Here is a 22,219-nt window from a genome sequence, read left to right on the forward strand (position 1 = left end):
ATCAGCAATCATTTCCACTTGCAGCGCGCCGTCCATGTGTTGCGCTGTGGCGGTGTGATTGCGTATCCCACCGAAGCAGTGTGGGGTTTGGGTTGTGATCCACACAATGAAGCGGCTGTCACGCAATTGCTTGCGCTAAAACAACGTGACTGGCGCAAAGGCGTGATACTTATTGCAGCCGATGTAGAACAACTGTCGCCTTACTTGCGCGGTTTGCCAGAAGAAAAAATGGCAACACTGCGTGCGAGTTGGCCCGGACCCAATACTTGGTTAGTGCCGAATAATGGCGCTGCACCGGATTGGATTACCGGCGGTCGCGGTACGCTGGCTGTGCGTGTTAGCGCGCATCCTTTGGTTGCTGCGCTGTGCAAACAGTTTGGTGGTGCGTTGGTTTCTACATCAGCAAACCGTGCGGGAAAAAAACCGGCGCGCAGCGTGTTTGATGTGCGCTGTGCTTTTGGTGACACATTGAACGCCGTGTTGCCTGGTGCACTCGGCGGTTTGCAAAAACCCACGCAGATTCGCGATGTGATGACAGGCGAAATCTGCCGCATGGCTTAATGAATCGGAGAATATGAGATGACTGTTGATGTAGCTGCGGTAAAAAATTATTTGCTCGATGTGCAAAATCGTATTTGTGCAGGCTTGGAGCAGGAAGATGGTCATGCGCATTTTGTCGAAGATGCGTGGCAGCGTGAAGGTGGTGGCGGTGGCGGCATCACACGCGTGATTACCGATGGCGCAGTGTTTGAAAAAGGCGGCGTCAATTTTTCGCATGTGCAAGGCGATTCTATGCCTGCTTCTGCTACCGCGCATCGCCCTGAATTAGCAGGTCGCGCGTTTGAAGCGATGGGTGTGTCGCTGGTGATTCATCCTAAAAATCCACTCGTGCCAACATCGCACGCTAATGTGCGTTTCTTTATTGCGCGCAAAGACGGTGAGCCCGATGTGTGGTGGTTTGGCGGCGGTTATGACCTCACGCCCTATTACGGTTTTGATGAAGATTGCGTGCATTGGCATCGCACCGCAAAAGCGGCGTGCGAACCGTTTGGCGATAATGTTTACGCGGATTACAAACGCTGGTGCGATGAATATTTCTTCCTCAAACATCGCAACGAGCAGCGCGGCGTGGGTGGTTTATTTTTTGATGATTTGAATGCATGGGGCTTTGAAAAATCCTTCGCCTTTTTGCGCGCCGTGGGCGACAGTTACATCGAAGCTTATCGCCCAATCGTCGCGCGCTGCAAAAACATGGCGTACGGCGAACGCGAGCGCGATTTTCAGTTGTATCGTCGCGGCCGTTATGTGGAATACAACTTGGTGTACGATCGCGGCACGCTGTTCGGCTTGCAAACCGGAGGTCGCACTGAATCCATTTTGATGTCGCTGCCGCCGCTGGTTAGCTGGCATTACAACTGGCAGCCGGAAGCGGGATCGCCAGAAGCCAAGCTCTATAGCGATTACATCGTGCGTCGCGACTGGGTGTAAAAAAGGAAAAATAATGACTGATCGTTACGCGGTATTTGGCAATCCTATCGCACACAGTAAATCGCCTTTTATTCATGCGGCGTTTGCGCAACAGACGCAGCAAGATATCGCGTACGATCGTCAATTGGTGGAAACGAATCAGTTTGTCGCCACTGCCAAACAGTTTTTTGCGGAAGGCGGTAGCGGCCTCAATATCACCGTGCCGTTTAAATTAGAAGCGTATGAATTGGCGGATACTTTGAGTGAGCGCGCGCAGGCAGCGGGTGCAGTCAATACGCTGAAAAAAATGCCGGATGGAACTATTTTTGGCGACAACACCGATGGTGCAGGACTGCTGCGCGACATCACACAAAATCTTGGTTGGACGATACGCAACAAACGCGTGTTATTGCTCGGCGCGGGCGGCGCAGTGCGTGGTGTAATCGCGCCATTGTTGGCAGAACAACCTTCGCGCATCGTCATCGTCAATCGCACACTGGCAAAAGCAGAAGAGTTGGTAAAAGATTTCACCGCAGAAAAATCCGCGCAAGAGGCTAAACTATTGCGCGCTAGCAGTTTACAAATTCACGCGCGCCCTTTCGATATTGTTATCAACGGTACTTCCGCCAGCTTGGGCGGCGAAATGCCCGATCTCGACCCCGCCATCCTTAACCCCAACGCCTGTTGTTACGACATGATGTACGGCGCGCAACTCACCGTGTTTTTGCAGTGGGCAGAACGCAATGGAGCGCAAGTTGCCGACGGCTTGGGAATGTTGGTAGAACAGGCCGCCGAGAGTTTTTACCTCTGGCGTGGCGTAAGACCGGAGACAAAAGCGGTGATGGAGCAGTTGCGGGCGGGGTTTTGAAGTGCCACACCAGTTATATGAAAGCACTATTTGGAAGCATCACTAACAGGGAGGAAGCAACATGAAAACAGAAATATCAGCGTTTGAAGGCTCGGATATCCGGCGCGTGTACGACGAGGACACTGAGGCCTGGTGGTTCTCAGTAGTGGACATCGTGCAGGTACTGACGCAACAGCCGGATTACCAGACAGCTCGAAATTACTGGAAAGTGTTAAAAAATCGTTTGAAATCAGAGGGAAGTGAACTGGTTACAAATTGTAACCAGTTGAAAATGGAGGCTCCAGATGGCAAGCAGCGGCAGACCGATGTGGCCACAGCCGAGACTCTGCTGAGGTTGGTGCAGTCGGTACCCAGCCCTCGCGCAGAACCCATCAAGCTCTGGTTGGCCAAGGTGGGCTACGAGCGCATGCAAGAAATGGCAGATCCAGCTTTGTCGCTGGCTCGTGCGCGTGAAACATGGCAGAAGCATGGCCGCAGTGAAAAGTGGATTCAGCAGCGGATGACGGGTCAAGAAACCCGCCACAAGTTGACGGATTACTGGGCAGAGCACGGCATTAAGCCAGGCGAAGAGTTTGCCATCCTGACCAACATCATCCATCAGGAATGGGCTGGTGTTGGAGTAAAAGCGCACAAGCAGATGAAGGGGTTGAAAGATCAAAATTTGCGCGATCACATGAGTGAAGCAGAATTGATTTTTACAGCATTGGCCGAGCTATCTACCCGACAAATTGCAGAAAGCACGCAAGCCGAAGGCCTGCAAGACAACACGCAGGCAGCAAAAGCCGGCGGTGGTGTTGCGCGCAATGCTCGCCAAGAGCTTGAGGATAAAACAGGAAGAAAAGTTATCAGCAAAGGCAATTATCTGCCGCCAAGGTAGATCAGGGCTATTAGGCTCATCTGGTGAGCTTTTATTGCCGTAGACTGCTCAAAGATTTGTATAAACGGAGATATAAATATGCTAAATCAATTTACCCGCCAATACTCACTATCAAAAACACTGCGCTTTGAGTTAAAGCCAGTCGGTGAAACGGCGGATTACCTTGAGGGTTTCAAATCTACCTATTTACGAGATGTAGTGGATAGAGATCAGAAGCGGGCTGAGGATTACAAAATCGTCAAGGATGTTATGGATAAATACCATAAAAAGTATATTGATGACTGCCTTGGTAATCCGTGTAATGAAAAAGGCGAGCTATATGTTGACGACGATAAACTAAATAAAGCTTATGAGGCATATAAGGCAGTCCGTGCTGATTCTAAAGATAAAAAATCCAAAAAAGAATGGATAGATATCCAGACGGGCTTACGAAAATGTTTGGTTAGATGCTTTGTTGATAGCAATGAGCTTTTTGAAAAAGAGATGATTACTCAAAGGCTGCCGAAGTTTGTTGAGCAAACTGTAGTCGATGAAAAAATAAAGCAGGAGCAACTTGATGCCATAGGTTCATTTTCGCGGTTTACAACATATTTTAAGGGGTTCTATGAAAATAGAAAAAATATGTACTCAGCTGAGGATCAGAGTACAGCAATTTCATACAGATTGATGAATGAAAACCTGTCTAAACATTTTTCTAACTGCATGGTATTTGGTGAAATTAGTGAAAAATATCAGTCTCTTAGATTTTCAGTAGATGACTCAATTCTTTTAAAGCTCGGTATTCGGGATGTTTCGGAAGTATTTAAGCCGTCTTTTTTTATGAGCTTGTTTACCCAATCCGGAATTGATGCGTATCAAGAGTTGATTGGTGGAATTTCTGAAAAGGAGGGAATAAAAGTACAGGGGCTGAACGAACAGATTAATTTGTATCGCCAGCAGAACGAGCTTAAATCAAATCAGATTCCGCGTATGCTGCCACTGTATAAGCAGATATTGAGTGACCGTGAAACTCGGTCATTTTCTTTAGAGGGATTTAAGGATGACAAAGAACTGTTGAATGCGTTGTCAACTTTTGTTGATTCAGCATGTAGTGATGATGGAATTATCAAAAAACTGGGTGTTGTGCTTGAAAAGATAGCGAATGCTGATTTGCCTAGAGTTTATACAAAAAATGCCAGCCTTTCAGATATTTCAAGCAGGGTGTTTAAGAGTCATGGTTTGATCAAAGCGGCACTGACTCAACATGCCGAGTCAGTTTATGTGCCAAGCGCGCCGAGTGTGAAGATCACCAGTAAACTACAAAAACAGCGCGATGATTATCTGGATCAAGATGTGTATAGCCTTGCAGAGTTGGATCAGGCGGTTTCAAGTTATTTGTCTGGGCTGGAAGAAGATACTCCACTGAATGGAGTAGACAAGCAAAAGCCGATATCCATGTATTTTGTGTCAGCTATCAAGAAAGCAATTGAAGAAAAAGATGAGAGCGGCACAACTTTCAATACGCACTTGGAGACCGCTAAATCCTTGTTTGCGCTAGATGCCTTAAGCAAGCAGAGGAATATGCCGAAAAACGAAGGCGATTTCGGCGGAGAGGGGTATCAACAGATTCAAAAAATCCACGCATTGCTTGATGCAATGATGGTTATCTTGCATGTTGCCAAGCCGCTGCATCTGGTGAATAACAAAAAACCAATCGAGATTTTTGATATTGATAGTGATTTTTATGGTGAATTCATCGAGGTGTATGAAAAATATTCTATTGAACTGGTTGATTTATATAACCAAACAAGAAATTATCTGACTAAAAAACCGTTTTCTACGGATAAGATAAAAATAAACTTTGATGCTCCAACCTTTATGGATGGTTGGGATCTAAATAAAGAAATAGATAATAAGGCATTCCTTCTTAAGGGTGGCAGTAATTATTATTTGGCTGTTGTTTGTAAGGATGGGCGAGACTTATCTTTTGAGTTTGATGAGGATTTTACGGGTGAGTTTTTTGAAAAATTGAACTACAAGCTCTTGTCAGGCGCAAATAAAATGCTGCCAAAGCTGTTTTTTTCAAAAAAAGGCATTGAAAGGTTTAAGCCATCGCTTGAAATCATAGAAATATATAAGTCTGGAAGTTTCAAGAAAAGTGAAGTGTCATTTGATATTCGTAGATGTCATAAGTTGATCGATTTTTTCAAGGAAAAACTGCCATCATATAAAGTAAATGATGGTGATAAATATGGCTATGAAGTGTTTGATTTCAAATTCTCAAAAACGAGCGACTACAGGGATATTAGTGAGTTTTATAAAGAGGTTGAAAGGTGCGGCTATAAAACATGGTTCTCTAAGGTGCCTAAGAGTTATCTTGATGATTGTGTGAGAACAGGGAAAATTGCCATATTTCAGATTTATAACAAAGATTTTTCTGAGCATAGTAGTGGAAGCCCTAATCTCCATACGCTGTACTGGAGAGGTATTTTTGACCAGGAAAATATGGCAAACCCAGTCATTAAGTTGAATGGCGAGGCAGAAATGTTCTATAGGGAACATTCGATACAAAAATCTGAAAGAACTATTCATAGATCAGGAGAGAATATTGCAAATAAAAATGCCAATAATCAGAAGAAAGAAAGTCTATTTGAATATGATCTGATAAAAGATAGGCGATACACAAAAGATAAATTTTTCTTTCATGTCCCAGTTACTCTAAACTTTGGAACATCATCGCCTAGTTGGTTTAATGACAAAATAAACAAAGCCATAAAATCAGAAAAAGATATCCACATCATCGGCATAGACCGTGGTGAAAGGCATTTGCTTTATTACACGGTTATCAACCAGAAAGGCGAAATTATCAAGCAGGGTTCCTTGAATGATATCGAAACAGATCAAGGTTATACCGTTGATTACCAGAAAAAGCTGAAAGAAAAGGAAGAACAGCGTGATGCAGCCAGAAAATCTTGGTCAACTGTTGAGAATATCAAGGAATTAAAGGAAGGATATTTGTCGCAAGTAGTGCACAAGCTCTCCAAGCTGATTGTTGAGCACAATGCCGTTGTGTGTTTAGAGGACTTGAATTTTGGCTTTAAGCGCGGTCGCTTTGCTGTTGAAAGGCAGGTCTACCAGAAATTTGAAAGAGCGCTGATTCAAAAGCTGAACTATTTGGTGTTGAAAGATAGAAAACACGGCGAACCAGGTCATTACGCCAACGCATATCAGTTGACTGCGCCTTTTGAGAGTTTTGAAAAACTTGGCAAGCAAACAGGTATTTTGTTTTATGTGCCTGCCGCTTACACATCAAAAATTGATCCAATGACAGGCTTTGTAAATTTGTTGGATACTCGTTACGAAAGCCAAGAAAAATCCAAAGATTTCTTTGGCAGATTTAATTCTATTTCATATAACAAGACGAAGGATTATTTTGAGTTTTACTTCGACTACAAAAATTTCCCTGCTCGGGTGGATTTTACGGGATGCCGCACAGCTTGGACGGCGTGCACCTATGGCGATGTGCGCTATGCAAACCAGAAGAACAATCATGGGAAGTGGGAAACAAAGAGTGTCAATGTTACAGAGGGACTCAAAAAACTTTTTGATTCTGCGTCCATCAAGTGGGATGTTGGAGATAACATCAAGGATGATATTTGCAAAGCTGATGATAAGAATTTTTACAGCACATTGAGTTGGCTGCTTAAATTAACGCTATCTTTGCGCCATAGCAAAACAGGAACGGATGATGATTTTGTGTTGTCACCTATTGCTGATGCTGACGGTAATTTTTTTGATAGCAGAAAAGCGACAGCAATGCAGCCTAAAGATGCCGATGCCAACGGCGCGTACCATATTGCCTGCAAGGGTTTATGGTATTTGGAGAAAATTCAAGAGTGGGACGGGGGAAGTAAATTAGATTTGCTGATGAAAACCAATGACTGGTTTCAGTTTGTGCAGAGAGCGAGTGATATTTGAGTAATTTATGGAGATCTATTTACCCATCTCCTATCTAAATGACTTTGTGTTTTGTCCGCGCTCCATCTACTTCCATCAACTGTATGGCAAAGTGGAGCAGCGACTTTATCAGACGACAGATCAAACTGAAGGAAAGGCAGCACATAAGGCAGTTGATGAAAAAACCTATAGTACCTCGCGCCATATTTTGCAGGGCGCAGAGGTGTATAGCGATAAATATAGAATCGGCGGCAAGATAGATACCTTCGATATTAAAAAAGGATCTTTGGTGGAGAGGAAAAAGAAAGTAAAGACAATTTATGATGGATATGTGTTTCAGTTATATGCCCAATACCACTGTTTGACGGAGATGGGCTATGAAGTAAAAAGTATGAAGTTTTACAGTATGGATGATAATAAAAATTATACCGTGCCACTGCCAACAGAGGATGAAGATTGGCAAAAGAAATTTGAGAAGATTGTTCTGGCGGTTCGCAGCTTCAATTTAAAAAATGAATTTACGCCAAATATCAAAAAATGCGAACGGTGCATTTATAACAATTTATGTGATGCTTCCTTATGCTGAGTGCGCCTGACTTTGAGCAAAAGAAAATTATTGTGGCGTTGTTAAGTCATGGGCAATCCGTTAGTTTCAAGAATGATAATGTGATTGTGAAAAACGAAGATGGTGAAATTATCCACCAATCTAGTTGCTATCGACTGTTCTCATTGTTCATTGTTGGCCATATCACGGTGACATCCGGCTTGTTACAGCGAGCTAAAAGATTTGGTTTCAGCATTGTGCTGATGACGCATGGGCTTAGCCCCTATGGCAGTTGGCTAACAACAGCTGATGGCAATGTGATACTCAGACGCAAACAGTATGAATACGAAAGGCTGGACATTGCGCGGCATTTGGTCAAGAACAAGATCGACCAGCAAATACAGTCGCTGCAATTACGCAGAGGCAAGAGTGATGAATTAAAGAGTGCTATCACTATGCTGGGAGGGTATCGGGACAGGCTGGGTACAGAGAGTCTTGGATTACAGGAAATTCTTGGACTGGAAGGTATCGCCTCGCGTGTTTATTTCCCTCAGATGTTTGATGAAATTGAGTGGAACGGTCGGCAGCCAAGAGCCAAGCGCGATATTACCAATCTACTACTGGATATTGGCTACACCCAACTTTTTCACTTGATCGAGTCGCTATTGGGTCTGTATGGGTTTGATCTTTATCGCGGGGTTTATCACCAAGAGTTTTATCAGCGTAAATCATTAGTATGTGATCTGGTGGAGCCTTTCAGACCATTGATAGATTTGCAAGTACGCAAAGCCTATAACTTGGGACAGGTTCACTCGAAAGATTTTCAATTCATCAATGGCCAATATCGAATTTTTGGCAAACAGGCACAGCCTTATATTGCTTTCTTGTTGAAAGCATTACTTGAGCACAAGCAAGAGATATTTCTTTATGTACAATCTTACTATCGCGCGTTTATGCAAGATAAGCCTATTGAGCAGTATCCTGTATTCAGAATGGGCGGTAGATAAATGTTGATTGTTTCTTATGATATAAGTAATGACAAAATTCGTACGCGCTTTGCTAAATTTCTTTCAAAATTTGGCTATAGACTTCAATACTCAATTTTTGAAATTAAAAACAGCAAGCGTATTCTTAGCCTTATAGAATCAGAAATACAATCTGATTTTTGAGAGGTTTTTTGAAGAAACAGATAGTGTGTTAATCTTCAATATGAGTAAAAATTGCACCATTACCAAATATGGTTACGGGAAGAATGATGATGAAAGTTTAATCATCATTTGATATAATTCCCATCAGGTTCAGCTCAGCCTGCAAACCTCGGTCTTAATGTGAAGAAAATCACTTGAGAGAGTTATTTAACAAGGAAATATGATGGCTTTGTCATGTAACTCATTGATAATTTGTCATTTTCACTGTGCTATCTGTCTAAGACCGCATATAAATTTCTACTGTTGTAGATTAGTGCCGCATAACATTCTTCCTTCGTGTCTAAGACCGCATATAAATTTCTACTGTTGTAGATTAGCGGCTTGCTCCCGATCATCAGTGACGTCTAAGACCGCATATAAATTTCTACTGTTGTAGATTAATTCATACCCTTGCCTTTCAGCTAAAGTGTCTAAGACCGCATATAAATTTCTACTGTTGTAGATATGTCTGCAAGCGACCCAGCGTTATAAACGTCTAAGACCGCATATAAATTTCTACTGTTGTAGATACTGGCGCGTTGCTGGATGCAGGTAGGTCTAAGACCGCATATAAATTTCTACTGTTGTAGATATGGTAAAGTCGACGCGAGATAATCAGCTGTCTAAGACCGCATATAAATTTCTACTGTTGTAGATCGGAATGCAAGCCATTGCGAGGATAGGTCTAAGACCGCATATAAATTTCTACTGTTGTAGATGTAACTGTAGGTTGTTGTTGTGCTGTGTCTAAGACCGCATATAAATTTCTACTGTTGTAGATTCTACCCACTCTACCGATTCGGTTTCACGTCTAAGACCGCATATAAATTTCTACTGTTGTAGATGATGATGACTTGATTTAGATGCGCTTCTAAGACCGCATATAATTTCTACTGTTGTAGATTGTAGCTAGATAACTTTGTCGCATATGTCTAAGACCGCATATAAATTTCTACTGTTGTAGATGCATCGTGGATCAGGATGAAGGAGGTGTCTAAGACCGCATATAAATTTCTACTGTTGTAGATAGCCATCGCGTCACGCTTTGCAATTTGTCAAGACCGCATATAAATTTCTACTGTTGTAGATATAACGTAGGTTGTTGTTGTGCTGTCTGTCTAAGACCGCATATAAATTTCTACTGTTGTAGATAGCAGATCGTTTCTAGCGCGCCCGCTGTCTAAGACCGCATATAAATTTCTACTGTTGTAGATTTCGACACGAACAAACTGCTTGTGCAGTCTAAGACCGCATATAAATTTCTACTGTTGTAGATTCCATAGTGTGTAGGTGCATAACAAGCGTCTAAGACCGCATATAAATTTCTACTGTTGTAGATATCCAGCACCCTAGGCTTCTGTATGTGTCTAAGACCGCATATAAATTTCTACTGTTGTAGATATTTCTCACCTTCGCGCGTGACGATAAGTCTAAGACCGCATATAAATTTCTACTGTTGTAGATTTTGGTAGTTGCGCGTCCTTGCGCGAGGTCTAAGACCGCATATAAATTTCTACTGTTGTAGATGGAAGGTCAGTGCATAACGCGCTCAGGTCTAAGACCGCATATAAATTTCTACTGTTGTAGATTTTAGGTTTAGGCAAGAATGGCAATCGTCCGTGCGTATGTCTAAGACCGCATATAAATTTCTACTGTTGTAGATATTCGCTGCACCATTCTTAGGATGAACCCAATTTTATCTCTAAGCTCGAGCAATACATGCAATTACAACTCAGAGGCCATTTTTCGCCCCTGAATTGCTTAAGAAGATGATTAACACGCAACTGCATATCAGAGGATATTGCGCCCTCCAATATAAAAAGTTAATTGTTTTGTTTTGACTTTGCCAAAAAATCTTCTGTTTCTTTCACAAGTTTTTGGTGTTCTGCCAGTTGCGCCCGTGCCTCTCGGCTGTTTGGATCGTAAAACATCAGCATAATTGTTGACCATGCGCCATACAACACGACGAACACGAAAATACCGGCTATCGCCCACCAGAACCATTGCATAATTGTTGCCAGCATTTCGCGCCTCCGTTTTTTGCGCTGCTGTCACGATCATACCTCTCAATGCGCGGCTTCGCTACGCTCACTCGCCCTCTCACGCCACTGCATCAATTCTGCCAAGCCTAAGTCTTGCATGTCGCTCAGGCTCCAGTGGAACACATGTTCCCCGCACGAGTGGGGACGAGTCGTTTCATCGCAAACTCATCACCGGCCAACCATTTTCTTCGGCAAACGCTTTGAGTTTTTCATCGGGATCCACCGCTACCGGATTGTCCACTTTTTGCAACAGCGGCAAATCGTTGTGCGAGTCGCTGTAGAAAAAACTGCCATGCAGATTTTCGTTATTATTTTTTAGCCAAGTGTTGAGCCGCTCGACTTTCCCTTCGCGGTAGCAGGGTGTGCCGGTGATGTCACCGGTGTAAAAACCATCGCGCAGTTCGGGTTCGGTGGCGATTAACAGTTCAATGCCCAAGCGTTTGGCAATGGGTGCGGTGATGAATGCGTTGGTCGCGGTGATGATCATCAGGGTGTGGCCTTGTGCGCGATGCTGCGCAATCAAAGCTTCGGCTTTGGGTAAAATCATGCCGGCAATTTTTTTACGCATAAACTGCGCATGCCATTGCGCGAGTTCTTGCATAGGGCGATTGGCAAGTGGCGACAGCACAAATCGTTGGTAGGCGAAAATGTCCAATTCGCCGCGACAGTAATCGTCATAAAACGCATCGTTTTTTGCGCGATAGGTTTTAGCGTCTACCACGCCAAGATCAGCAATAAATTCACCCCAAGCGTGATCGGAGTCGCCGTTGAGTAGGGTGTTGTCGAGATCAAAAATAGCGAGTGTCATAGCAGTTTTTCAAAATAATTTCTTAAAACATTCCCGGCACTAGCATGCTGGCGCCGCCGGTTAAGCCTGTGGCTGCTGCTGCGCTGTTAATCAACACGCGCGCGGCATTCAATAATAGAAAAACGAAAATGGGTGAAATATCCAAACCACCTAACGAGGGAATAAATTTTTGTATCGGCGCGCACAGTGGGCGAACAATTTGCACGCACAAAATTGCGGCGGGATGGCGTGTGAAAGGTGCAACCCAACTGAGGATGATCATCACAATCATGGCGAATAAATAAATGTAAACCACCATCGAGGCGATGCCGATCAAACTCCACAGCAGCACAACCATTGGGTTAAAAATACTGACCAGTAAACAGCTCAGTGTAATCGTGACATATTGCACCGCGATTGCCAGTGCAAGGCATGCCATATCCAAACCGAATAAACCGGGGATGATGCGACGCAGCGGCGTCAAAACGGGTGCGGTGGCTTTGGCGATGGCTTGTGAGATTGGGTTGTAAAAATCGGCGCGTGAAAGCTGCAATAAAAAACGCAAAACCACTATCAAGAGATAGAGGCCACCTATCGTTTGTATCGTGAGTATGCCAATTTGTGACAATGCGTTCATGTGTTATGGAATCCGATAAAAAATTAAGCGAGTTGTTGTGATAATTCTTGTGAACGCGAGCTGGCGGCTTGCAATGCGCCATCAACAATGTCGCGCAAATGTTTTTGTTCGAAATGTGCAATCGCTTTTTCTGTTGTGCCGTTGGGTGAAGTGACACGGCGACGCAATTCAGCGGGATCAAACTCGCTCGTGTTCGCCATTTGCGCGGCGCCGAGTGCGGTTTGCAGCGTGAGCGCGCGCGCGGTTTCTGTGCTGAGCCCTAGTTTTTCGCCAGCGGCGATCATCGATTCCATCAACAGAAAAAAGTAAGCGGGACCGCTGCCAGAGACTGCTGTCACTGCGTCAATTTGCGCCTCGTTTTCCAACCACAGCGCAGTGCCGACCGCTTTCAAAATTGCTTCCGCTTGTTCGCGCTGCGCTTGGCTGACGCGCGCATTGGCAATCAAACCGCTCGCGCCTTGTTGTACCAGCGCAGGCGTGTTGGGCATGCAGCGCACCACAGCAGGCTGACCGCCTAGCCATTGCTCGATGCTCGCCATGCTGATGCCGGCGGCGATGGAAAGAATGAGGCTGTGCGCGGGTACGGCGGGCGCAAGTTCGGTCAGCACGGCTTTCATCACTTGTGGTTTGACCGCCAGCACTAACACATCAGCAGTTTGTGCGACTTCTGCGTTGTTGAGGCAAGCGCGGATGCCGAGTTGCTGCGCCAGTGCTTGCAGTGCGTCGGCATTGGGGTCGGATGCGCAGAGCTGTGCGGGTGCGTAGCCGCGCGCGATTAGACCGCCGATCAAACTGGCTGCCATATTGCCTGCGCCGATAAAACCTATCGTGGGGTGATTCATGCTGTGCCTCCCAAAGAGCGCGGCATTATAGACGCGCACCGAAAATATCGGTTCCCACGCGCACTAGGGTGCTGCCAGCGGCAATGGCAAGTTCAAGATCGGCTGACATCCCCATCGACAGCGTATCCAGTGGCAGTTGCGGGAACTGCTGTTGCAGTTGATGCAGGCACGCGGAGGTGCGCTCGAAACTAGCGTGGGTGGTTGCTGCTGTTTGATTTGCGGCGGGAATGACCATCAAACCGCGCACAGCGAGGCGATCCAGAGAAAGCAGGGCGCGAACGAAATCGTCTAGCTGCCCAGGGTGCAGACCGGATTTGCTGGCTTCATCATCTATGTTCACTTCTATGCACACATTCAGTGGTGGCAAATGCACAGGGCGCTGTGCTTGCAGCCGTTCGGCAATTTTCAAGCGGTCGAGGCTGTGCAGCCAGTGAAACCGTTCCGCCACCAAGCGCGTTTTGTTGGATTGCAGCGGGCCGATGAAATGCCAGACCAGCGGTAGATGTTGCAGGGTCGCCACTTTTGCCTCAGCTTCCTGCGCATAGTTTTCGCCAAAGTGTAGCAATCCAGCATGGTGCGCTTCTTCTATTGCCGTAGCTGGGCGCGTTTTGCTCACCGCCAACAATGTGATGTCTTTCACATCGCGCCCGCAATGTTCGGTTGCGTGTTGTATACGGTCGCGTACCTTGGCTATATTGGCGAGGAGTGTGGTCATGGATGCAGCGGTGTGTCGGTGGTCAGTGAATTAAACATCATCAAAGGTTGTTTTCATTATGGATATTACTGAACTGCTGGCTTTCAGCGCAAAACAAGGTGCGTCGGATCTTCACTTGTCGGCTGGGTTGCCGCCCATGATTCGTGTGGACGGCGATGTGCGTCGTATCAACCTGCCCGCACTGGAACACAAGCAAGTGCACGCGCTGATTTACGACATCATGAACGATAAACAGCGTAAAGATTACGAAGAGTTTTGGGAAACCGATTTCTCGTTTGAAGTGCCAGGGGTTGCGCGTTTCCGTGTTAACGCCTTCAACCAAAATCGCGGTGCGGGTGCGGTATTCAGAACCATTCCTTCCAAAGTATTGACGATGGAAGAATTGGGTATGGGGCAAGTGTTCAAAGAGTTGTGTCACATTCCGCGCGGATTGATTTTGGTAACAGGGCCAACGGGTTCCGGTAAATCAACCACGCTGGCGGCGATGATTGATTACATCAACGACAACAAATACGAACACATTTTGACGATCGAAGATCCGATCGAATTCGTACACCAAAGTAAAAAATGTTTGGTGAACCAGCGGGAAGTGCATCGCGACACTTTAGGCTTTGCGGAGGCCTTGCGTTCTGCGTTGCGGGAAGATCCAGACATCATCCTCGTTGGTGAGATGCGTGACTTGGAAACCATTCGTTTGGCGTTAACCGCTGCAGAAACAGGACACTTGGTGTTCGGCACACTGCACACCACATCTGCTGCTAAAACCATTGACCGTGTGGTGGATGTATTCCCTGCGGAAGAAAAATCCATGGTGCGTTCAATGTTGTCGGAATCGTTACAAGGTGTAATTTCGCAAACGCTGTTGAAGAAAAATGGCGGCGGTCGTGTCGCGGCGCACGAAATTATGCGCGGCACAGCGGCAATTCGTAACTTGATTCGCGAAGACAAAATTGCACAAATGTATTCTGCGATTCAAACCGGTGGCGCGTTGGGTATGCAGACACTGGACCAATGCTTAACCAACTTGGTTGCTAAAGGTTTGATCTCGCGCGACGCGGCAAGAGAGAAAGCAAAAACACCTGAAAACTTCTAAAAAACTTTTCAACCACTGTTTTATTGCAGCGAGTCACTTTATGGATATCAGTAAATTATTGTCATTGATGGTAGAAAAAGGCGCATCCGATCTTTTTTTAACGGCAGGTGTGCCGCCGTCTATCAAGCTGAACGGTAAAGTGGTTCCTGTGACGAATACACCGCTCACGCCAGAGTTGACGCGTGAAGTGGTGCTAGGTTTGATGAATGAAAAGCAGCGTGAGGAATTTGCGCAGAATTTAGAGTTGAACTTTGCGGTGTCGGCGCGCGGTATCGGTCGTTTTCGTGCCAATGCGTTTTATCAGCGCAATTTAGCCGGTGCGGTGTTGCGTCGTATCGAAACTAAAATTCCGCAAATTGATGATTTGCAATTACCGGAAGTCATCAAAGAATTGTCCATGACCAAGCGTGGTTTGATTATTTTCGTAGGCGCGACCGGCACGGGTAAATCCACTTCTTTGGCGGCGATGATCGGTCACCGTAATCGCAACTCCAAAGGTCACATCATCACGGTGGAAGATCCGATTGAATTTATTCACCAACACCAAGGCTGCATTGTGACGCAGCGCGAAGTGGGTATTGATACCGATTCATTTGAAGTGGCACTAAAAAACACTTTGCGACAAGCGCCCGATGTAATTTTGATCGGCGAGGTGCGTACACGCGAAACCATGGATCACGCGATTGCGTTTGCGGAAACCGGCCACTTGTGCCTCTGCACGTTGCACGCTAACAATGCCAACCAAGCACTCGATCGCATCATTCACTTTTTCCCTGCTGATCGTCACTCGCAGTTGTGGATGGATTTGTCGTTGAACTTAAAAGCAATTGTTGCACAGCAATTGGTGCCAACGCCGGACGGCAATGGTCGTCGTGCAGTTATCGAAGTTATGCTGAACACGCCGTTGGCTTCCGACATGATTCGCAAAGGTGAAGTGCACGGCTTGAAAGAGTTGATGAAAAAGTCCGGCGAATTGGGTATGCAAACTTTCGACCAAGCGTTGTTCAATCTGTATGACGCGGGCGAAATTACTTACGAAGACGCATTGTTGCATGCTGACTCGCCTAACGATTTGCGTTTGATGATCAAGTTGGCGCAAGAAAATTCAGGCAGCGGCGGCTTCAGCGGTCTCGGCGGTCTCAGCTTGGAGCAGACGGACGACGATAAGAAAAATAGCGGCGTTGTTCGTCGTCGTTGACCCACCAAAAAATAGCTAAATAGGGAACTCTCGATTTTCCTATTGTCTTAGCTGAAGCGGGTGGCTTGTAATGCTGCCCACAGCACCCATCTTGGGTGAATCAACCATCACGAGGTTTTCATGAAGCGTATTGTTTTATTTTTGGCAACCAACTTGGCCATCATGCTGGTGCTCGGCATCGTGCTGAGCGTGTTGCAGTCGTATCTGGGTTTATCGCGCAACAGCATGGGTGGCTTGCTGCTGCTGGCATTTGTTTTTGGTATGGGCGGCTCTTTTATTTCCTTGATGATATCCAAGTGGATGGCATTGCGTACCACAGGCGCACAAGTGATTGAGCAGCCGCGCACAGAGGTGGAAACTTGGCTGGTGAATACGGTGAAACGCCAAGCGCAGGCGGCGGGTATCGGCATGCCGGATGTGGCGATCTATGACTCGCCCGATATCAACGCGTTTGCCACAGGCATGAAGCGTGATAGCGCACTGGTAGCCGTTTCTAGCGGCCTGTTGTACAACATGAGCCGCGACGAAGCAGAGGCCGTGTTGGCGCATGAAGTCACGCACATTGCCAACGGCGACATGGTGACACTGACCTTAGTACAAGGCGTGGTGAACACTTTTGTTATTTTCTTAGCGCGCGTCGTGGCGGGATTGATTGGCGATCGCGATCGTGGCGCCTTTGCCTACATGATCACTGTGTTTGTTTTAGAGATGGTGTTTGGCATCGTGGCGAGTACGATTGTGGCGTGGTTCTCGCGTCAGCGCGAATACCGTGCTGATGCTGGCGGTGCTAGCTTGGCCGGCAAAGAAAAGATGATTGCTGCATTAGAGCGCTTGAAGGCTTCGCATGAGAGTACATTGGACGGCCAGTTAGTCGCCTTTGGTATTAACGGTAAAAGCAAAACTTTAGGTGAGTTGTTTATGAGCCACCCGCCGTTAGAAAAACGCATTGAAGCATTGCGTAGTAGCGCAAGTTTTTAATGGTTGATGTTGTGAAGCTGCTCTTGCAGCAACAAAAAAAGCGGGTAGAAATACCCGCTTTTTTTATGTGTGCGGATTGCTACTGTATTAGCAGGTGAGCTGCGCGTCTTTTGCAGACTCATGTGCCACCCAAAAGACCAGTACCGCTAACAGTGTGGCAAGAACAATACCGGAAGGCGCTGCCAGTGTGGCAAAAAATAATGCGGGGATAATGGCTTTCATTCGACAATCCTCTTTCTGATTACTGCGTCAATTACTACCGAACGCATCATCAAAAATAAAATTGGAATTGGGTAACTAATTTTCAGAAATAGTTGGAAACTGCGGTAAATACAGAGATTTTTTGACTTAGCTTCTGGATCCCAACCACGCACCGCCACAGGTCAGCAATAAGCCCAGCACTAACAACCAAGAAAAGGGTTCGCCGAGCAATGCAACAGCGCCGATACCGGCAAAAGCGGGGACAGTCGCCATCACGGCGCCTAAGCGCGTAGGACCGAGTTGTTCCATGGCTTTCATAAAAGTAAGCATAGCCACTACAACTACCAGTACGCCCTGAAAGAAAGCTTGCACCAGAATTGCGTTCCACGATGCGGCGTGTATCCCTTTGGGTAAAAGGAACCAATAGCAGGGTAAATAAATTAAAGCGGATAACAAACCGACACCGATGGTGATGTCTTTGGGTGTTTTGCCCCAGCGTTTTGCCAGTACGCTGTAAATCGCCCACAAACAAGAAGAGACGAGCAGTAACAAATCGCCGGGCCAGCTTTGTCGCAAATTGCCCAAGCTATAAATGGCTAAACATAACACGCCACCGCCGATGACGCAGAGCGCCACCATGCGTTGGATACTCGGCTTTTCACCCAGAATGAACCATGCCACGAGCGTGACGAAAAAAGGCAGCGTGCCAGAGAGCAGCACTGCGCCGTGTGATGCCGGTGCAAAACGAAAAGCTGAGTAGGCGCAGAGCGCATAGCCAACACCGCCAACAGCAGTGAGCACCAATGTCTGCACTGTAAAAATAGGTACGCGCTGCCAAAACAACCAAGCGGGCAGTAGCAGCAGTGAAGCGGGGCCAAAGCGCAGTGCTGTTAAGTCGAAGCTGTTTAGCCCGCTGCTCTGCGCTATGCGCGACAACAACACAAAGCCAGCCCATAGCGATACCGTAATAAAGCCGTAGATGTAGCCTTTTTGTATGGCGGTATTGGACATAGAAAACCTAGGTGCGCGCCCTGAGCAGGGCGAAAGGGGCGCGAATTATACGCGCGCACTGATTTTCTTTTGTAAAAAAGCCTAAACTTGGATGCAAACACGCAACGGAATACATCCCATGCCCATGTCACAGCATACGACGGAGCGCCAGCTCTCTGGTTTGGATCATCTGTTAGTCTCAGCGGACCGCGCACTGCGTACTTTAACTAGCGACACGCGCCCCGCATTGCGCGCTTCCCCCGCGCTGCAAGCGGCTGAATGTTCATTGACGAAAGATGAGAAAGCGTTATCGATTGGATTGATGCGCGTCAACCACACAGGCGAAGTGTGTGCACAAGCGCTGTATCAAGGCCAAGCACTCACAGCAAAATTACCCAGTGTGCGCGCAGAAATGGAGCGTGCTGCCGACGAAGAAATTGATCATCTCGCATGGTGTGAAGAACGCGTGCGACAACTGGGTGGCCATCTCTCTGTGTTGAATCCGCTGTGGTATGCCATGTCATTCGGCTTGGGCGCTGCGGCTGGTTTGGTGAGCGACAAAGTGAGTTTAGGTTTTGTGTCAGCGATTGAAGATCAAGTGTGTGAACACTTAGAAGAGCATTTGCAAACATTGCCGCCGTTGGATGAAAAAAGTCGCGCCATTGTTGAAGCTATGTTGGAAGATGAAGCGCAACACAGTCATGCTGCTTTGGCGGCAGGCGGCACACAGTTTCCATCGCCCGTAAAAAAAGGCATGACATTGGTGTCTCGTTTGATGACAAAAACTAGTCGCTATTTGTAGTTGTCGGTTACAAGGAATTTTTTATGTCGAGTGGCAGAGGGTTTGCCGGCGTATTTGATAAGTTAATTAGCCCTACTTATCTGAATAACCATGAAACGCTATACAAAGCGCGCATCCTTGCGGGTATTGCGTCGATGTATATCTTTTTGCTGGTAGTGACAAGTATTTATGCGTTATTTTTAGCACCACTATCTCCTGATAATGTGTTCGTGTCGCTGTCGTTTATGACGATGATGATCATGGGCTATAGCATGGTGTTGTATTGGCTACGCCACGGTGAAAAGTATCGTCGCTGCGCAGAAATTACGGTTTTTTGTACCTATGCCGGTGTGGTGATGGGTGTTGCAACCTCGGGTGGCCCATTGGCATCACCCGCTACGCCTATCATGGTTATCCCTGTTATTTTGGCGTTTACGCTGGGGAGTAAATACAGTGGTTTGATCTGGTCATTCGTTGTCATGGCGACACATATTGCAATGGTTGCTATTGATCGTTGGATTTTTAAGTTCCCTCAAATGCTGGATATGTCACAGCCTTTGATGCACCATTTAATGCATTGGGGTGTGAATTATTTTGCCATTATTTTATTGATGCTGGTGTTTGAATCCATTACGCGTCGTTTAAAGCAAGAGCGCGATGCCGAGCGTGACCGCTACGCTTTTTTAGCAGCACATGATTCGCTGACAGGCCTAGCTAATCGATTAATGTTCGATAGCCAATTGACGCGCGCATTGGCGAGTAGTGATCGCAACAAAAATATTGTTGGCTTGGTGATATTGGATTTAGATGGTTTTAAGCCGGTTAACGATCAGCTGGGTCACGATATGGGCGATAACATTTTGCGTGCAATCGGTGATCGACTGACCAATTTATTGCGCAAAGCCGATACGATTGCACGGATCGGCGGCGATGAGTTTGCAGTGATTTTAGAAAATGTTGCAGCGCCACCAGGGATTGATATTGTGGCGCAGCGTATTGTTGATGAGATAGGAAAGCCTTACGACATTCTACCGGCGGGTATGCGTGTTACTGCTAGTGTGGGCGTGGCGATGTATCCGCTGCATACGCGTGATGAAAACACATTGCGTGTGTTAGCGGATCACGCGATGTACGAGGCAAAAAAACAGCACGATTGCTACAAGATTTACTCCGTCCCTATGGCTTAGGCGTCAAGGTCAGGAATAAGCCGGCTTTCAATGCGCGCGATGGAATCTTTCAAACACAATTTGCGTTTTTTCATGCGCTGCAACAGTAGCTGGTCGCAATAAATATTCTCTTGCAGCTGTGTAATTTCGCCATCGAGCTGACGGTGTTCTTCGCGCAAACGCGTGAGTGTAATAGAGAGATCATCTTCCATAGCACACCTTGGCGTTGGCAGTGTTGAGGGTGGCTCATGATAAGCCCGTCCCCTAAAATCTTGCAAAGCATGGCGAAGTCACGCATCCTTCGACACAAATAAAATTCAGGCAGTGAAAGAGAGATGACGCAATCGCGCACAGTGTTAGTAACGGGTGCTTTCGGCAATTTGGGGCAGATGGTGGTGGCAGAGCTCAAGCAGCGCGACTATCGCGTGCTAGCCATGGATCTCGACAACCCGCGCAACCGCCAAGTGGCAGCAAAAATGACAGCCCTTTGCGATGAGGTGGCTTGGGGCGATTTGCGCACCTTGGATTTCAAACCACTGCTGCAGGGCTGCGTGGCTGTGATTCACTTGGCGGCTGTACTGCCGCCGGTGACGGATAGCGCACCTGAGCTGGCACATGACATCAATGTCAAAGCCACGCTGCGTTTAATCGCTGATATTGAAAGCCGCGTGAAGAAACCACTGCTGATCTATCCCTCGTCGGTCACTGTTTTCGGTTATCCCGAGCCGGCTACGCGTTTGATGCGCGTCGAAGATTCTGTTGCGGCTAGCGACAACTACACTCACCACAAAGTTGAAGTAGAACAGGTGTTGGCGGCGAGCAGCATTCCGTGGAGCGTACTGCGTGTGGGGGTGTCGGTGGATTCACGCACACTGGGTGCCGATCGTTCCATGATGCGCAAGCTGTTCGCGGTATCGCCAGATAATCCACTGCACTATGTTCACCCTAGCGATGTCGCCGTGGCGATGGTGAATGCCATCAACAACCCACGCGCGCAGGGCAAGGTGTTGCTGCTCGGCGGCGGGGAAGATTGCCGTGTTACACAGCATCAATTTCTCAGCGCGGCACTCAACGCCATGGGAATTAACTTGCCGCGCGAGATGCTCGGTACGAATCGCTATTACACCAGCTGGATGGATACCACCGAGGCGCAGGAAATCCTGCAATTCCAACAGCACAGCTTTACGGATTACCAAGCCGACTTGCGCCAGCGTTTGCGCTGGGTGCGCTGCTTTGCAAAACCGTTCGCACCGTTGATCTTGTGGGGGATGAGCAGGGCGTTGAAATAGATGCACTGGTAATATTGCCGTAGAAAGCTTGTGGGTGTTTGCGCTAATTTGTCTCTAATTTCGCTTAATTCCCACAAAAATCTGTCAACTGCATAGACAGCCACGGTATCTTGCCCCAGACTGCAGACATCTTCACACATTATAAAGGACTGCACCATGGCCACCATCTTGGTGTTGCACGGCCCTAACCTCAACATGCTTGGCACGCGCGAACCGGCGGTGTACGGCGCTGAGACTTTGGACGATATTAACACTGCGCTAGCTGCCCAAGCGCGTGCGGCAGGGCATCACCTGCAAACCCTACAAAGCAACGCGGAATATGAATTGATCAACCGTATTCAGGATGCCAAGCGCGAAGGTGTCGATTTCATTGTGTTTAATCCCGCCGCATTCACGCACACCAGCGTGGCATTGCGCGATGCGTTGTTGTCGGTGGGTATTCCATTTATTGAAGTGCATTTATCGAATGTGCATAAACGCGAAGCGTTTCGTCATCAGTCTTATTTTTCGGATATTGCGGAAGGCGTGATCTGTGGTTTAGGTGCACAGGGCTATGCCTTGGCGCTGCAAGCTGCCGTTAAAAAATTGAATCCATAATGATTATTTAAAATTTTCTGGGGG

Annotated in this window: 23 protein-coding genes and 1 CRISPR repeat array; of the genes, 14 read left to right on the plus strand and 9 right to left on the minus strand. The window is 46.9% G+C overall.

Features of this window, described 5'->3' with window-relative positions; translation table 11 throughout:
- From R3E63_09555 to cas1, 7 genes are all read left to right on the plus strand, one after another.
- Positions 1–561 (plus strand): Sua5/YciO/YrdC/YwlC family protein, encoded by a 561-nt coding sequence (locus tag R3E63_09555; protein ID MEZ5540167.1) that lies wholly within the window; start codon positions 1–3, stop codon positions 559–561.
- Between the two features lie 18 nt (positions 562–579).
- Positions 580–1,488 carry an oxygen-dependent coproporphyrinogen oxidase gene (hemF, locus tag R3E63_09560; protein ID MEZ5540168.1) on the plus strand — a complete coding sequence of 303 codons (909 nt, stop codon included), beginning with the start codon at positions 580–582 and terminating at the stop codon, positions 1,486–1,488.
- Positions 1,489–1,501: 13 nt separating this feature from the next.
- Positions 1,502–2,335, plus strand: a complete 834-nt coding sequence (gene aroE / locus R3E63_09565; GenBank protein ID MEZ5540169.1) for a shikimate dehydrogenase — start codon at positions 1,502–1,504, stop codon at positions 2,333–2,335.
- A 61-nt stretch (positions 2,336–2,396) separates the two neighbouring features.
- Positions 2,397–3,212, plus strand: a complete 816-nt coding sequence (locus tag R3E63_09570) for a Bro-N domain-containing protein (protein MEZ5540170.1) — start codon at positions 2,397–2,399, stop codon at positions 3,210–3,212.
- Between the two features lie 78 nt (positions 3,213–3,290).
- A complete protein-coding gene (gene cas12a, locus R3E63_09575; GenBank protein ID MEZ5540171.1) occupies positions 3,291–7,169 on the plus strand; it encodes a type V CRISPR-associated protein Cas12a/Cpf1 in 3,879 nt (1,292 codons plus the stop codon).
- A gap of 7 nt (positions 7,170–7,176) precedes the next feature.
- Positions 7,177–7,734 (plus strand): type V CRISPR-associated protein Cas4, encoded by a 558-nt coding sequence (cas4, locus tag R3E63_09580; protein MEZ5540172.1) that lies wholly within the window; start codon positions 7,177–7,179, stop codon positions 7,732–7,734.
- On the plus strand, positions 7,728–8,699 hold the full coding sequence (cas1, locus tag R3E63_09585; protein MEZ5540173.1) for a type V CRISPR-associated endonuclease Cas1: 972 nt from the start codon (positions 7,728–7,730) through the stop codon (positions 8,697–8,699). Before cas4 ends, cas1 begins: the two co-directional genes overlap by 7 nt.
- A gap of 416 nt (positions 8,700–9,115) precedes the next feature.
- Positions 9,116–10,542: direct repeats of the CRISPR family, unit length 36 nt; unit sequence GTCTAAGACCGCATATAAATTTCTACTGTTGTAGAT.
- Positions 10,543–10,670: 128 nt separating this feature from the next.
- Here the strand turns inward: cas1 and R3E63_09590 are convergent.
- From R3E63_09590 to R3E63_09615, 6 genes are read right to left on the minus strand one after another with little or no spacing between them, the layout of a single operon-like run.
- Entirely contained in the window at positions 10,671–10,934 is a 264-nt protein-coding gene (locus tag R3E63_09590; GenBank protein ID MEZ5540174.1) for a hypothetical protein, read from the minus strand.
- Positions 10,935–10,945: 11 nt separating this feature from the next.
- Entirely contained in the window at positions 10,946–11,044 is a 99-nt protein-coding gene (locus R3E63_09595) for a GpE family phage tail protein (GenBank protein MEZ5540175.1), read from the minus strand.
- A gap of 31 nt (positions 11,045–11,075) precedes the next feature.
- Entirely contained in the window at positions 11,076–11,729 is a 654-nt protein-coding gene (locus R3E63_09600) for an HAD family hydrolase (protein ID MEZ5540176.1), read from the minus strand.
- Between the two features lie 22 nt (positions 11,730–11,751).
- Entirely contained in the window at positions 11,752–12,345 is a 594-nt protein-coding gene (locus R3E63_09605) for a YggT family protein (protein MEZ5540177.1), read from the minus strand.
- A gap of 23 nt (positions 12,346–12,368) precedes the next feature.
- The gene (gene proC, locus R3E63_09610) at positions 12,369–13,187 is read right to left on the minus strand and encodes a pyrroline-5-carboxylate reductase (protein ID MEZ5540178.1); all 819 of its coding nucleotides are present in this window, start codon (positions 13,185–13,187) and stop codon (positions 12,369–12,371) included.
- A 25-nt stretch (positions 13,188–13,212) separates the two neighbouring features.
- Complete coding sequence (locus R3E63_09615; GenBank protein ID MEZ5540179.1) at positions 13,213–13,902, minus strand: YggS family pyridoxal phosphate-dependent enzyme; 690 nt, start codon at positions 13,900–13,902, stop codon at positions 13,213–13,215.
- Between the two features lie 58 nt (positions 13,903–13,960).
- Between R3E63_09615 and R3E63_09620 the strand changes: the two genes are divergently transcribed.
- From R3E63_09620 to htpX, 3 genes are all read left to right on the plus strand, one after another.
- Complete coding sequence (locus R3E63_09620) at positions 13,961–14,995, plus strand: type IV pilus twitching motility protein PilT (protein MEZ5540180.1); 1,035 nt, start codon at positions 13,961–13,963, stop codon at positions 14,993–14,995.
- 40 nt (positions 14,996–15,035) lie between these two features.
- Positions 15,036–16,193: a PilT/PilU family type 4a pilus ATPase gene (locus R3E63_09625; GenBank protein ID MEZ5540181.1), complete on the plus strand. Its 1,158-nt coding sequence runs from the start codon at positions 15,036–15,038 to the stop codon at positions 16,191–16,193.
- Positions 16,194–16,313: 120 nt separating this feature from the next.
- Positions 16,314–17,171 (plus strand): protease HtpX, encoded by an 858-nt coding sequence (htpX, locus tag R3E63_09630; GenBank protein ID MEZ5540182.1) that lies wholly within the window; start codon positions 16,314–16,316, stop codon positions 17,169–17,171.
- A gap of 87 nt (positions 17,172–17,258) precedes the next feature.
- Here the strand turns inward: htpX and R3E63_09635 are convergent, their stop codons facing one another.
- Complete coding sequence (locus tag R3E63_09635) at positions 17,259–17,393, minus strand: hypothetical protein (protein ID MEZ5540183.1); 135 nt, start codon at positions 17,391–17,393, stop codon at positions 17,259–17,261.
- Between the two features lie 126 nt (positions 17,394–17,519).
- On the minus strand, positions 17,520–18,383 hold the full coding sequence (locus R3E63_09640) for a DMT family transporter (protein MEZ5540184.1): 864 nt from the start codon (positions 18,381–18,383) through the stop codon (positions 17,520–17,522).
- A 124-nt stretch (positions 18,384–18,507) separates the two neighbouring features.
- Here R3E63_09640 and coq7 point away from each other — a divergent pair, with 124 nt between their 5' ends.
- Together coq7 and R3E63_09650 are read left to right on the plus strand one after the other, a co-directional pair.
- Positions 18,508–19,164 (plus strand): 2-polyprenyl-3-methyl-6-methoxy-1,4-benzoquinone monooxygenase, encoded by a 657-nt coding sequence (gene coq7, locus R3E63_09645; GenBank protein ID MEZ5540185.1) that lies wholly within the window; start codon positions 18,508–18,510, stop codon positions 19,162–19,164.
- A 23-nt stretch (positions 19,165–19,187) separates the two neighbouring features.
- Positions 19,188–20,330 carry a GGDEF domain-containing protein gene (locus tag R3E63_09650; GenBank protein MEZ5540186.1) on the plus strand — a complete coding sequence of 381 codons (1,143 nt, stop codon included), beginning with the start codon at positions 19,188–19,190 and terminating at the stop codon, positions 20,328–20,330.
- Here R3E63_09650 and R3E63_09655 read toward each other — a convergent pair.
- Complete coding sequence (locus R3E63_09655; GenBank protein ID MEZ5540187.1) at positions 20,327–20,521, minus strand: DUF465 domain-containing protein; 195 nt, start codon at positions 20,519–20,521, stop codon at positions 20,327–20,329. The two genes, R3E63_09650 and R3E63_09655, sit on opposite strands and share 4 nt — an antisense overlap.
- Positions 20,522–20,644: 123 nt before the next feature.
- Between R3E63_09655 and R3E63_09660 the strand changes: the two genes are divergently transcribed.
- Complete coding sequence (locus tag R3E63_09660; GenBank protein ID MEZ5540188.1) at positions 20,645–21,598, plus strand: NAD(P)-dependent oxidoreductase; 954 nt, start codon at positions 20,645–20,647, stop codon at positions 21,596–21,598.
- Positions 21,599–21,754: 156 nt separating this feature from the next.
- Complete coding sequence (gene aroQ / locus R3E63_09665; protein MEZ5540189.1) at positions 21,755–22,195, plus strand: type II 3-dehydroquinate dehydratase; 441 nt, start codon at positions 21,755–21,757, stop codon at positions 22,193–22,195.
- Positions 22,196–22,219: the final 24 nt, after the last annotated feature.

This window comes from Pseudomonadales bacterium (assembly GCA_041395665.1).
In the GTDB taxonomy this organism is placed as follows: Bacteria; Pseudomonadota; Gammaproteobacteria; order Pseudomonadales; family UBA7239; genus UBA7239.